The sequence below is a fragment of the Streptomyces sp. NPDC054813 genome, from assembly GCF_053611365.1.
In genome coordinates this window covers 484,069-496,763 of sequence record NZ_JBSHAF010000003.1, presented here as the reverse complement: position 1 = coordinate 496,763, position 12,695 = coordinate 484,069, and the positions used below count along the sequence as shown (strand labels likewise).

Below are 12,695 nucleotides of genomic sequence, written 5' to 3'. Positions count from 1 at the left end.
GCTCAGGCGCTCGCCAGCGTCAGCGTCACCGCGAAGCCCAGGAACAGCGCCCCCGCCGCCGAGGTCGCCGTCGCCGCCAGACGCTTGCGGCGTCGGAAGGCGGCGGCCAGCCTGGTGCCGCTGAATATCAGGGCGGTCAGGTACAGGAAGCTGGCCAGCTGGGCGAAGGCGCCGAGCACGACGAAGGACAGCGCCGGGTAGGCGTAACCCGGGTCCACGAACTGCACGAAGAAGGCGACGAAGAACAGGATCGCCTTCGGGTTGAAGAGGCTGATCACCAGGGCGCGGCGGTAGGGCCGCTCCTGCGTGACGGCGGCCGGTGCCGGACCGCTCTCCTCGGCCGCGCGCTCCCGCCGGGTCCGCCACATCGACCGGGCCGACCGCAGCATGCCGACCGCCAGCCAGGTCAGGTAGCCGGCGCCCGCGTACTTCACGATCCCGAACAGCACGGCGTTGGCCTGGAGCAGCGAGGCGACCCCGGCCGCGGACAGCGTCATCAGCACGGTGTCTCCGCACCACACCCCGGCGGCGGCCGTATAGCCCGCCCGAATCCCCTGCCGGGCGGCGACCGAGAGTACGTACAGCGAGTTGGGGCCGGGCAGCAGGACGATCAGGACGAGGCCTGCCAGATAGGTGGGGAGATCGATGACACCGAACATGCGAAGAAGTCTCGCACGGGGGTCTGACACCGCACCCGCCCGTGCGGGCCGCAAGGCATCCGCCGGAATCAGAAGGTGTCCACCGGGGTGTAGCTGCCCCACACCTCCCGCAGCGCGTCGCACACCTCGCCGACCGTCGCGCGGGCCCGCAGGGCCGCCTTCATCGGGTGGAGGACGTTGTCGTCGCCCTCGGCGGCCCTCTTCAGGGCGGTCAGGGCCGAGTCGACGGCCTGCCGGTCCCGTTCGGCGCGCAGGCGTGCGAGCCGTTCCGCCTGCCGGACCTCGATGGCCGGGTCCACGCGCAGCGGCTCGTACGGTTCCTCCGCGTCGAGCCGGAAGCGGTTGACGCCGACCACCACCCGCTCCCCCGCGTCCGTCTCCCGCGCGATGCGGTAGGCGTTGCGTTCGATCTCGCCCTTCTGGAAGCCGGCCTCGATGGCCGCCACCGCGCCGCCCAGTTCCTCGACCCGGCGCATCAGACCGACGGCCGCGCCCTCCACGTCGTCGGTCATCCGCTCCACCGCGTAGGAACCGGCGAAGGGGTCCACCGTCGCCGTGACGTCGGTCTCGTGGGCCAGCACCTGCTGGGTGCGCAGGGCGAGCCGGGCGCTCCTGTCCGTCGGCAGGGCGATCGCCTCGTCGAAGGAGTTGGTGTGCAGCGACTGGGTGCCGCCGAGGACCGCGGCCAGGGCCTGGACGGCCACCCGGACCAGGTTCACCTCCGGCTGCTGGGCGGTCAGCTGGACGCCCGCCGTCTGGGTGTGGAAGCGGAGCATCAGCGACCTGGGGTTCCGTGCCCCGAACTCCTCCCGCATCACCCGCGCCCAGATCCGCCGCGCCGCACGGAACTTGGCGACTTCCTCCAGGAGCGTCGTACGGGCCACGAAGAAGAAGGACAGGCGGGGTGCGAAGTCGTCGACGTCCATGCCGGCCGCGACCGCGGTCCGCACGTAGGCGATGCCGTCGGCGAGGGTGAAGGCGATCTCCTGCGCGGGCGAGGCCCCGGCCTCGGCCATGTGGTAGCCGGAGATCGAGATCGTGTTCCACTTCGGGATCTCGGTACGGCAGTACCGGAAGATGTCCGCGGTGAGCCGCAGGGACGGTGCGGGCGGGTAGATGTACGTGCCACGCGCGATGTACTCCTTGAGGACGTCGTTCTGGATCGTCCCGGTCAGCCGGTCGGCGCTCACCCCCTGTTCCTCGGCCACCAGCTGGTACAGCAGCAACAGCACGGCCGCCGGGGCGTTGATCGTCATCGACGTCGACACCTGGTCCAGGGGGATCCCGCCGAACAGCACCCGCATGTCGTCGACCGAGTCGATCGCCACGCCCACCTTGCCGACCTCGCCGTGCGCCAGGTGGGCGTCGGAGTCGTGGCCCATCTGGGTGGGCAGGTCGAAGGCGACGGACAGGCCCGTGGTGCCGTGGGCGATCAGCCGCCGGTAGCGGGCGTTGGACTCGGCCGCCGTACCGAAGCCGGCGTACTGGCGCATGGTCCAGGGGCGGCCGGTGTACATCGTCGGGTAGACGCCCCTGGTGAAGGGGTACGACCCCGGGTCGCCGAGTTCCTCGGCCGGGTCCCAGCCCGCGAGGGCCGACGGGCCGTAGACCGGCTCGACGGGCAGTCCGGACTCCGACTCACGGACCATGGTGGCTGACCTCCGCGGTGCGCCGGTGCGGCGATGCGTCTCACTTCCCACCATGCTCCCTTGTTCGGCGGCGGTCACGCGGGGAAGCATCCTCGGCATGAAGGTCTCGGGGTACTCAGGGATCGTGGGGCGGCCCGCCGGCACGCTCGCCTCGGCCGCCGTACTCGCGGCACTCACCGCGCTCTGCGCCTGCACCGTGCAGCCGCCGGACGGCACGGACGGCAAGGGGAACTCGCCCGTCCATATCGAGCTCCCGCACAGCCGGACACCCGGCGGAACAGCCGGCCCGGCACCCGGCGGGGCATCGAGCCGGCCGCCCGGTGCGACCCCCGCCCCGACGCCGTCCGTCGTCGAGACCACCCCGCCGCACATCGTCTTCACCCACGGCGACACCGGTACCGGCGTGCGTGAGCTGCAGGCCCGGCTGCGCCAGGTCGCCTGGCTGTTCGACGGGCCGACCGGGACGTACGACGACCTCACCGCCGAGGCCGTCAAAGGCTTCCAGGGCCGGCGCGGGCTGCCGCAGACCGGCGAGACCGACGCCGTGACCTGGCAGCGGCTGCGGCGGATGACGCACACGCCGGGGAAGTGGGAGCTGTACCTGATGGGCGGTCAGCCGGCCGCCGCGCCCGATCCGCGGTGCCTGACCGGACGGGTGCTGTGCATCAGCAAGACCAGCCGGACGCTGCGCTGGATGATCGACGGACGCACGGTGTCGACGATGTCGGTGCGGTTCGGAGCCCAGTACACCCCGACCCGTGAGGGCGTGTTCCACATCTACTGGAAGTCACTCCACCATGTGTCGACGCTCTACCATTCGCCGATGCCGTACGCGATGTTCTTCAGCGGCGGCCAGGCGGTGCACTACTCGTACGACTTCGCGGCCCGGGGTTACGCGGGCGGCTCGCACGGCTGCGTCAACGTCCGGGACGAGGCGGCCGTCTCGGCTCTCTTCGATCAGGTGCGCAACGGCGACAAGGTCGTCGTCTACTGGTGAGTGACGGAGTGTGTTTGGGGCGCGGGCGGGACCGGGGGAACGTGTCCCGCCCGCGCCGATGCACGAGCCACGGGTACGGGGGGAACCCCGGCTCTGTGCGACGGCCGATGACCAGTCGGCTCACTCTGTACTGCGCCACCACCGCTGAAAACGTCACACCCTGCCGGAAAAAAGTTCAGCAGGTTTCAAAATCGCAGGTCACAGCGGTACCTAAAGGTCAAAGCGCTCTGTATGTGGGGTCGGGCGAGGGGTCGGCCCGGTTCGGCGGCAGGGGTGCGAAGGCCGACGGGGCGGGCGCGACCACACCGTTCTGACGGTGGTCGTGGCCCCGGCCGTCGCCGCCGCGTCGGCCGGGACGGCCGTCGTCGTCACCGCCCTGTCCGTTGCCGTTGCCGCCCGAGCCCGTTTTCTGATCGCCCTGGCCGTTGCCGTCGCCCTTGCCGTCGTCGGAGACGCCGTTCTGGCCGGCCGCGCCGATGAGGACCTTGCAGAACCTGTCGACCCGTCGGGAGCCGCCCGCCATCCCCTCCAGGGCACGCCTGCGGTCGGTGCCCAGGGACTTGCCGGCCTGGATGTCACGGCAGAACCTCAGGGCACGGTGCCACCGGTTCCCGGGGGTGCCGGCCGAAGCGGTGCCCTGGTCCTTCGGCTTGCCGGACGCGTCGGGCGAGGGCCGGACGGAGCCGCGGGGGGTGGCCTCCGCGGAGGGCGCGCCGGTCTCGCCGCCGAGCAGGGACTCGGTGGACGGCGAGTCCTGCGGGCGGGCGGGGGTGCCGGCCGCCGAGACGGAGGCTCCCGGCGCAGGGCGGTGACCGTCGAACGGCGACGGCAGCACCCCGGTGCCCGCGGCCACCGCGACCCCGCCGAGCATGCCGACGGTCAGTACGGCGGCCAGGGCGAGCCGCGCGGGGCGGGCCCAGCCCGGGACACGGAGCGGCCGGGGACCTGCGCCGATACGGATGAGACCGGCGTCGGGGCCCCGCCCCGGCCTGCGCGGCTGCCGCGCCACGGACGTCCATTCGTCCTCGGCGGATTCGCGCGCTTTGCGGAAGGCAGCCAGCGCGGCTTCCTCGCCGGGGAGTTCGGCGGTGGCCGGCGCGCTTGGCACGGAGAGCGTGCCGAGCGTCCTGGCGAGGCGTTCTGCCTGGTCACGGACGGAGTCGTCGACGGCTTCCAGCGACTCACCGCGCAGCAGACGTTCCGCCGTCACCCGGTTCAGCCACTTGTCCTGCTCGTCGGCCATCACATGTCCTTCTGCGTCCGCGAACGCGTATGCGTCACAGTGGCGGACGTCACCGCACGATCCTTCGGTTCTCGCTGCGGCGGCAGCGCGTCGAGGACGACGCCCGCCTGCTCCGGGTCGGCGCCGAGCAGTTCCGCGAGTTTCTTCAGACCCCGGTGGGCGGCCGTACGTACCGCGCCGGCGCGTTTGCCGAGCGTCTCGGCCGCCGTCTTGGCGTCGAGGCCCATGACGACCCTGAGGACGACCGCCTCGGCCTGGTCCTGGGGCAGCCGGGCGATGAGGGAGAGGGTGGAGCCGGTGGTCAGCGCCTCGAGGGCCTCCCCCGCGGTGTCCGACTCGGCGGCCCGGCCGGTCAGTTCCGTCTCGTCGCCGCCGATCGCGGGGCGGCGGCCGCGCATCCGTATATGGTCGAGGGCGCGGTTGCGGGCGATCCGGGCGGCCCAGCCGCGGAACCGGTCCGCGTCGCCCTCGAACCGGTCGAGGTCGCGGGCTATCTGCAGCCAGGCCTCGGAAGCGACGTCCTCCGCGTCCGGATCACCGACCAGCGTGCGGACGTATCCGAGCAGGCGAGGCTGCACCGCGCGATAGACGATGCGGAAGGCGGTTTCGTCCCCGTCCTGTGCCGCACGTACCGCGGCGGTCAACTCCGCGTCGTCCCCCAGCACCCGATCCCTCTTTGCGCCTAATCCGGCGCCGCTCTCGCGGACGTGGTCCTCGCCGTCGTGGTTCCTCAATTGATGGTTGCGGTAATCGGGACGCAGATGGTTGCGGTGGTCATGCGTCCTCCGCGGCCCGGCGCGAAAGGCACGTTACGACCTGAAACCGCTCGCCGTCCACGTCCGTACAAAGTGCAACTAACTCGTGACGCCCCGGGGTGTGACAGAAAACGCACTCATGGCGCTGAAGAGAGTACGGGCCGCCGCGCGGTCCGTGCCGCGCGACGACCGGGGCCTCTCCTGTGGGGGGTGGCGGCCCCGGTCGTTGCTTCGGTGCCTCGTGGATGCGCCAACGCCGAGTGACTCAGGGCCGGTTGGCCACCTCGGTTCCCGATACGCGGGATCGGTGGCCCTATTCGAATCACCCGTAGTGTCGGGCTGGTTCGTATTGCCGGACTTGCCCTTCTTCTTTCTATTCATGATCGTCTGCGGCAGCACCTGGGCGCAGTACACGGTTACGTTCGTCTCACCCCGCCCCGGCCCGCATCGACCGCTGCCAGGCTGTGTTCACATCGGCGGCCATCGGCGAGTGACGTTTGGTCAGGACCGGACGCTGTCTCTAAGGGTCACCTGTGCGACAGGTGTGCCAGGTGCGACAGCCGTGGTCTTTTTCTAGGGGTGGGGACGAGTGAGTTCACGCGGAAAGCGTGCGTACAGACCGTTGAGCATGAAGCGACGGGCGTGGCTGACGCTCGGCGCGGTGGTCCTGGGCGGCGGGGGTGTGGTGACGTACGCCGTCGCCAGCCCGTCCGCCGGGCACGGCGCCCAGGGGCGGGCCAAGCGGCCGGTGAAGGTCTACGAACTGGCCCTGAAGGGCAGCGCGAGCGGCGAGCGGGAGCTGCCGCGTACGAACACCGAGCAGTTCTCGATGCTCGGCGTGTCCTGGACGGGGGCGACGAAGCGGCTGCACGGCACGGCCCAGGTACGCACCCGGAGCGTCGCCACCGGGGAGTGGACCGCCTGGCAGGACCTGGAGGCGGCCGACCCGCTGGAGGACCCGAAGGCCGAGCCCGACGCGCGCGGCGCGTCCGAGCCGCTGTGGGTCGGTCCCTCCGACGGTGTCCAGGCCCAGGTCGTCCACCAGGACGGCTCCACCAGCTCCGGTCTGCCCAAGGGGCTCCAGGTGAACCTGGTCGACCCCGGGGTGGCGACCACCGCGGAGACGAAGGCCGAACCGGCCGCGTACGTGGCGGAGGGCACCCCGAGCGACAGCGCGTCGCCCGCCGACACCGACAGCGCCTCGCCCGCCGACTCCGTCTCGCCCAGCGAGTCCGTGACGGCCTCCGACCCGGCTTCCCCGAGCGACAGCGCGTCGGCGTCACCGAGCCACTCGGCCTCCGCGTCGGCGTCCCCCTCGGCGTCGGCTTCGCAGAGCGCGTCCGCGAGCCCGTCGGCCACCACGCCCCCCGCACCGCCGTCCACCGTCCCCGAGCCGCCGATCGTCTCGCGCGCCGGCTGGGGCGCCGACGAGTCGCTGAGCCCCGACCCGTCCGAGTACAACGCCGACGTGAAGGCCGTCTTCGTCCACCACACCGACGGGGCGAACGACTACTCCTGCTCCGACTCCGCGGCGATCGTGCGGGGCATCTACGCGTACCACACACAGACCGAGCTCTGGAACGACATCGGCTACAACTTCCTCGTCGACAAGTGCGGCACGATCTTCGAGGGCCGCAAGGGCGGTGTCGACCGGCCCGTGCTCGGCGCGCACACCTACGGCTGGAACCGGGAGTCGGCCGGTATCGCGGTGCTCGGTGACTACACCTCCACCGGCGCCACCGACGCGGCCCTCACGTCGGTCGCCCGTATCGCGGCCTGGAAGCTCGGCCAGTACGGCGCCGACCCCGCCGGCACCGTCAAGCTCACGGCAGGCGCGACCCAGACGAACTTCTTCGGCACCAGCTTCACCGCGGGTACCTCGTACACCTTCAACCGGATCTCCGGTCACCGCGACGGCTACAACACCGAGTGCCCCGGCAACTCCCTCTACCCCCAGCTGCCGACGATCCGCGCCTGGGCGGCCGGCCCGGTGCAGGGCCTGAAGCTCACCTCGCTGTCCGGCGCGAGCCTGTCCGGCTCGACGTACTACAGCAAGGGCGCGATCACGGCGAAGTGGTCGACCACCACCCCCGGTTCGCTGATCTCGAAGTTCGAGCTGCTGGTGGACGGCAAGGTCGCCGCCACCGCCTCCGGCACGGCCACCTCGGTGGGCGCCACGCTCGGCGCGGGCAGCCACGCCGTCGCCGTACGGGCCGTGCACCAGTCGGGCAAGACCACGACCACGGCCGCGGTGACCGTCGTCACCGACACCACCGCGCCGACGTTCACCACCGCGCCGAAGCTCTCCCTGCGCACCGGCACCGTCAGCACCACGGCGGTCCCGGTCACCCTCGGCTGGAAGGCCACCGACAACGCCGCGCTGAAGTCGGTGAGCCTGCTGACCCCGACGACGGCCACCTTCGGACCGACCACGACCGGTTCCAGCCGCACGGCCAAGTCCGGTACCGCGAGCACCTGGTCGATGAAGGCGTACGACTACGCGGGCAACACCCGGACCTCGTCGCCGTCCTTCACCCCGGTGATCCTGCAGGAGACCTCGGCCACCAAGTCCGGTACCTGGACGGCCCGTTCGTCCACCAACTACCTGGGCGGCAAGTCGTACTCCAGCGGTTCCAAGGGCGCGAGCCTGACCTGGACCTTCACCGGACGGTCCGCGTCCTGGGTGGTCTCGCGGGCGTCCACCTCGGGCCAGGCGTACGTCTACGTCGACGGCACCAAGGTCGCGACCGTCGACCTGAAGTCCTCGACGACCTCCTACCGCCAGGCGATCTGGACGAAGACCTGGTCGTCCAGCGCCAAGCACACCGTGAAGATCGTCGTGGTCGGCACCAGCGGCCGTCCGACGATCACGACGGACGGCCTGGTCTACCTCAAGTAGCCGGGCTCAAGTAGCCGAGTCGACCGGTTCGGGCGTCCGCTCCCGCGCAGTCTGCGGGGTGGGCGCCCGGTCCGCGTTCACGACCACTCCGGCGACGAGCGCGGCCAGCAGCAGCGCGCCCGTCGCCCAGGCGGGCGTCGGGGTCGCGCTCCCCCGGCGCGAGCAGGGCCAGCGCGCCGAAGAAGGCGATGAAGAAGGCGATGAGGGCGATGGGCACGTTGACGTAAAGGCACCAGCGCCAGCTCAGGTACTGGGTGAGGAAGCCGCCGGCGAGCAGCCCGACCGCGGCGCCCGCGCCGATGATCGCGCAGAGCGGCCTGGGCGGAGGGGAGTGCGATATCGACGACGGTCATGTCCTGCACGACCATCAGCTGGGCCGGCGCGATGACGACAAGGGCCTCCAGCGTCGGTTGTCGGCCCTGGCCCAGTCGTGCTCCCGCCCCGACCAGTTGGGAACGGCTGCGTCTCTTGTTGCGGTGTTTTTGCCAAGCCCTTCGCTATCCCATGGCGTCCCGGCACAGCAGCCGCAACGAACCATGGCCGCCGTAACACCGCCGGGCCTCGTCGACGGGGTCCCAGAGCCGGCCGTCGGGGGTGCGGACCCAGTGGTCGCCGCCGGACGACCACCACTCGGCGCCGGTGTGACGGGCGATCACCTCGCCCGCGTAGCACCCGAGACCGCGCAGCATCTCCCGTACCGCGTCGTACGGCGGGCCCTCCCGGCGTATCTCCTCGATCATCCGGTCGACCCGCCACAGACTCTGTGCGGAGTAGTCGAGCCGGACCCGCGCGCCCTCGCGCATCATGGCCACCGCGTCCGCCGCCCAGCGGGCAGGTTTCGTGGCGGCGTGCGGCCTGGTCTGCTGCTGTGCTGTCACGTAGTGAACTGTCACATAGGGAAAAGCGAGGTCAGCAACGGTTTCGTCACTCCGGTTCGGGGTGTTCCGGCAACCGGTGCAGGACCCCCGCAAGTCCGCCGCAGCTCCGTCGCAGGGCGCTCACAGGAACCTCTCAGGCGGGCCTTCGTGGCCGGTTCAGCCGCGCCCGCGGGCCCGGCGTGACACCACCGCGCGCAGCACCCGGCGCCCCTCGGTGGAGATGTCCAGAGCGCGGCGCAGCCCGGCCGCGCCGTGGCCGGCGAGCAGTTCGAGGACGGTGACCTGGCGGCGCAGTTCGGCGGCCACCAACGGGGACATGTCCTCGGTGCCGCCCTCGCGGCGGGTGTCGACGGAGGGTGCCGGGTCCTCGGCGGGGTCGAGGAGCCGGTGGATGCGCAGCGAGGCGACGGAACAGGCGTCGGCCCATAGCCGCACCTCGTCGGGGGCGCGGTGCACGGGCGCGGCGTCGAGCATGCGACGGGCGAGCAGCTCGGCCTCGGCCTCGCCGGTGTCGAGCGCGTCCCGGGCCTGCTCCAGGCCCGCACCCCATCCGGAGCCGTCGGCGAGGCTCGTCCACAGCGGTCGCAGCACCAGGTCGTCCCCGCCGAGCAGCGGCACACACCGATCCAAACAAGCCAGTCCGCTGGCAGCCAGCCCGTGTTCATCGGCCTGTGCGATCAGCTCCACCAGGCTCATCCCACGCCCCCAATCGGTATGTACCAAGGCGCCGACCTGTACGGAGCCCGCACTTCCCCTTACTGCGTGCAAGGGCCCCGGAGTGTCACAGCGGTACGACACCCAGCCGATCGAGCAGCCGGAAGAAAGGGTTTCCGGCCAACGGCGCCGACGGATCGGGGTCGGCGGTCAGTACGGCGAGGAGCGCGTCGGGGTCCGCGGGGTGCCCGGCCTCCGCCGCCCGGGCGACCGCGTGGCCGGCGGCGTCTTGGGGTTGCCGGCTGTCGTCGGCAGGCGTACATGCGGGCGGTTGACTCGACCGTGTGATGGTCGGCTTCCGGGATTTCGGCGTCCCGGGCCGAATCCAGCACAGGGGCAAGAGGGTTCGCCAGACGCGTGCGGCCGTGAATCAGAGCGCGGCCGGGGCGGCGCCCGCCAGCGCCTTCTCGTGCTGCATCCGGGTCAGCCGTACCACGACGAGGATCGCGAGGACGGCGGCGGCGATGTCGAGGGCGTCCGAGACCAGCATCCCCAGCGCGTCGTCACGGGCCTGGGCCGCGCCCTCGCTGTCACCGTTGCCGCCGGTCACGGCACGACCGGCGAACAGCGAGGCCAGCCAGAGCGTCCACCAGGCGTTGACCAGCGCGTGCGAACGGGTTGTCCCCCACGGGCTGCTGGCGTCCCAGATGTCGAGGGTGATCCGGTGCGGGAACCAGAGGTTCGCGACCGGCACGAACCAGCCGCCGATCGCCCAGCCCGGCGATTTGCGGTGCCCGAACGGGTTGAAGACCTGGGCGTTGGCCCGCACCCGCTGGAACCAGCACAGGTACACCACCGCGCAGCTGACCAGCGACACGGCCTGGGCACCGGCGGCGAGCCCGGAGAGCGCGTCGGCGCGGTCGGCCCGGCGAAACGCGGCGGCGCCGGTCTCCCCGTCGGCCAGGGCGCCCGTGGCGTCGTACTGGAGCAGGTCCGCCCAGACGGCGAACAGGTCGGCGGCGACGACCGCGCCGAGCAGTACGGCGGCGGCCCAGCCGAGGCCCACGGGCGAGCGCAGCCACAGCCCCGGCGTGCTGCCGAAGACCGGGACGGGCTCGGGCGTGGCACCCAGACACCGTTGGCACAGGGCGGCGCCGGGCGCGGCGGCGAAGTGGTGGCAGCGGGCGCAGATCAAGACGGTTCCCCCGGGGTAGGGCACGGGACCCTCCCCTGGTCCGCGCGCGGAAGCGGAACATACGGCCCGTCACGGCCGTACGTCCACCTCTCGTCGCGTATCAGCCCAGCTTGCCCGCCAGGGTCTTGAAGTCGGTCCAGGACATGGCCGGGGTGCCCGGGTCCCAGAGCTTCTGGATGGTCGCCCGCAGCGGCATCCGGATGCCGGCGGCGACCTGGTCCTGCGTCTGGGAGTTGGCCAGGTCGCACCAGACGGCGAAGGAGCCGCCGAGGATCTGGGGGTCGTACCGCGTGGCCACGGCGCCGGTGCCGCGCAGCACGCGCGGGGTCCACTGCTGGTAGATCCGCTGCCCGGTCGGATAGACGAAGGTGTTGGGCTCCCCGAGGACGTAGTAGAGGAACTCGTCGTTGTAGTTGAGGACCTTCCGGCCCGCGCGAAGGTACTCCACCGGCTGCCGGGCGCCGATCTCCTTTCCGGTCCAGTAGGCGACCTGGAGGTCCTTGGCGGGCTGCACGGAGGTGCCCCGGAAGAAGCCGTCGTTCCAGACCCGCATGGTGCGGTCGTGGGCGCGGACGGTGTCGGCGCGGTCGTTGAGCCAGCCGGTGGTGAGGTCGGCGACGGTGCCCGAGGCGCCGTACGCCTGCTGGGCGGCGTCCGCCAGCTGCGGGTAGGAGGCCTGCGGGTCGGCGACGGTGAGCGCCTGGTACTCGTCGCCGCCGAGGTTCCAGTAGGAGCCCGGGAACAGGTCGGCGTACTCGTCGAGCAGGTCGTCGACGATCTTCGCCGAGTCGTCCTGGGAGATGTCGATGGCGCCCTTGGTGGCGACGCCCTGCGCGTTGCGCAGCTGCAGATCCGGGTGGGCGGCGAGGACGGCACCGAGGTGACCGGGCGAGTCGATCTCGGGCACCACCTGGATGTGCCGGCTGGCGGCGAGGGCGACGATCTCCTTGACCTGCGCCTTGGTCAGATGGTCCGAAGAGACGATCTCGGGGTGCGTGCTGGACTCGATCCGGAACCCCTGGTCGTCGGAGAAGTGCAGCCCGAACTGGTTGAACTTCAGATCGCCCAGTTCCTTTATCCGGCTTTCGATCCAGCCCGCCGTGAACGGCTTGCGCGCGATGTCCAGCATGAACCCGCGCTGCGGCTTGGCCGGCTGGTCCTTCACGACCCCCTCCGGGGCGCTGCCGCCGCCCTGCACCTCCTGCTTGAGCGTCCGGGTGCCGTAGAAGACACCCGCGTCACCGGGCCCGCTGATCCGCACCGATCCGCCGCGCACGGTCATCGTGTACGACTCCGGGTCCCCCGTCCCGCCGAGGTCGAGCCGCAGGTCGCCCGCCTTGACGTCCTCGTTCGCCGCCTTCTGCCCGGCGTACGACAGCCCCAGCTCACCCGCTGTCAGCCGCCCCTCGTCGACCAGTGCCGCGTCGCTCACCACGACTCGCTCGCCCTTCCGGGGGCGCCAGCCGGGTCCGCGGGCGGCCGTGTGGGAGCGCACGGCGGGGATGGTGCGCGGGGCCTGGGACAGGGGGTAGTTGCGGGTCGGCGTGGGGGTCGGGGTCACGGCCCGATCGGCGGACGAGGCGGCCGTCCCGCTGCCGGACGGTTGCCGGGCGGCCGATCCGGGCGGGGTCCCGCCGTCGCCCGAGGTGGCGGCCCACACACCGATGCCGGTGCCGAGCGCGACGGTCCCCACGAAGGCCGCGGCGATCACCGCCCGTCTCCGTGTCACCTGCCGTGCCGAGGGCCTGCGCTTGTGCTGGCTCACC

The 12,695-nt window shown here is 71.7% G+C and carries 10 protein-coding genes and 1 pseudogene; 2 read left to right on the top strand and 9 right to left on the bottom strand.

From position 1 onward, the window contains the following. Nucleotides 1–2 precede the first annotated feature (2 nt). Entirely contained in the window at nt 3–659 is a 657-nt protein-coding gene (gene leuE / locus ACWGJB_RS08450) for a leucine efflux protein LeuE (protein WP_453379425.1), read from the bottom strand. Between the two features lie 68 nt (nt 660–727). After that, the gene (locus tag ACWGJB_RS08445; protein WP_453379424.1) at nt 728–2,308 is read right to left on the bottom strand and encodes an acyl-CoA mutase large subunit family protein; all 1,581 of its coding nucleotides are present in this window, start codon (nt 2,306–2,308) and stop codon (nt 728–730) included. Between the two features lie 97 nt (nt 2,309–2,405). Between ACWGJB_RS08445 and ACWGJB_RS08440 the strand changes: the two genes are divergently transcribed. Beyond that, nucleotides 2,406–3,305, top strand: a complete 900-nt coding sequence (locus tag ACWGJB_RS08440; protein WP_453379423.1) for a L,D-transpeptidase family protein — start codon at nt 2,406–2,408, stop codon at nt 3,303–3,305. 217 nt (nt 3,306–3,522) lie between these two features. Here ACWGJB_RS08440 and ACWGJB_RS08435 read toward each other — a convergent pair whose 3' ends face one another. Beyond that, nucleotides 3,523–4,548, bottom strand: coding sequence for a hypothetical protein (locus ACWGJB_RS08435; protein ID WP_453379422.1), 1,026 nt, complete (start codon nt 4,546–4,548; stop codon nt 3,523–3,525). After that, on the bottom strand, nt 4,548–5,213 hold the full coding sequence (locus tag ACWGJB_RS08430) for an RNA polymerase sigma factor (RefSeq protein WP_453379421.1): 666 nt from the start codon (nt 5,211–5,213) through the stop codon (nt 4,548–4,550). The genes ACWGJB_RS08435 and ACWGJB_RS08430 overlap by 1 nt, the downstream gene beginning before the upstream one ends. A gap of 718 nt (nt 5,214–5,931) precedes the next feature. Between ACWGJB_RS08430 and ACWGJB_RS08425 the strand changes: the two genes are divergently transcribed. After that, nucleotides 5,932–8,202, top strand: coding sequence for a peptidoglycan recognition protein family protein (locus tag ACWGJB_RS08425; RefSeq protein ID WP_453379420.1), 2,271 nt, complete (start codon nt 5,932–5,934; stop codon nt 8,200–8,202). Between the two features lie 127 nt (nt 8,203–8,329). On the opposite strand, the pseudogene ACWGJB_RS08420 reads toward ACWGJB_RS08425, so the two are convergent. The 5 genes and pseudogenes from ACWGJB_RS08420 to ACWGJB_RS08400 form a co-directional block, all read right to left on the bottom strand. Next, nucleotides 8,330–8,600 (bottom strand): annotated as a pseudogene (locus ACWGJB_RS08420) (MFS transporter); the annotation flags it as partial. Nucleotides 8,601–8,699: 99 nt separating this feature from the next. Beyond that, nucleotides 8,700–9,080, bottom strand: a complete 381-nt coding sequence (locus ACWGJB_RS08415; RefSeq protein ID WP_453379419.1) for a hypothetical protein — start codon at nt 9,078–9,080, stop codon at nt 8,700–8,702. A gap of 156 nt (nt 9,081–9,236) precedes the next feature. Continuing rightward, entirely contained in the window at nt 9,237–9,776 is a 540-nt protein-coding gene (locus tag ACWGJB_RS08410) for a hypothetical protein (RefSeq protein ID WP_453379418.1), read from the bottom strand. A 388-nt stretch (nt 9,777–10,164) separates the two neighbouring features. Continuing rightward, nucleotides 10,165–10,953: a DUF4328 domain-containing protein gene (locus ACWGJB_RS08405; protein WP_453379417.1), complete on the bottom strand. Its 789-nt coding sequence runs from the start codon at nt 10,951–10,953 to the stop codon at nt 10,165–10,167. Nucleotides 10,954–11,029: 76 nt separating this feature from the next. Next, nucleotides 11,030–12,694, bottom strand: coding sequence for a beta-N-acetylhexosaminidase (locus ACWGJB_RS08400; protein WP_453379416.1), 1,665 nt, complete (start codon nt 12,692–12,694; stop codon nt 11,030–11,032). Nucleotide 12,695: the final 1 nt, after the last annotated feature.

Coding starts and splice junctions, on each gene's coding strand:
- leuE (WP_453379425.1), bottom strand. CDS start 659: ATGTTCGGTGTCATCGATCTCCCCACCTATCTGGCAGGCCTCGTCCTG.
- ACWGJB_RS08445 (WP_453379424.1), bottom strand. CDS start 2,308: ATGGTCCGTGAGTCGGAGTCCGGACTGCCCGTCGAGCCGGTCTACGGC.
- ACWGJB_RS08440 (WP_453379423.1), top strand. CDS start 2,406: ATGAAGGTCTCGGGGTACTCAGGGATCGTGGGGCGGCCCGCCGGCACG.
- ACWGJB_RS08435 (WP_453379422.1), bottom strand. CDS start 4,548: ATGGCCGACGAGCAGGACAAGTGGCTGAACCGGGTGACGGCGGAACGT.
- ACWGJB_RS08425 (WP_453379420.1), top strand. CDS start 5,932: ATGAAGCGACGGGCGTGGCTGACGCTCGGCGCGGTGGTCCTGGGCGGC.
- ACWGJB_RS08410 (WP_453379418.1), bottom strand. CDS start 9,776: ATGAGCCTGGTGGAGCTGATCGCACAGGCCGATGAACACGGGCTGGCT.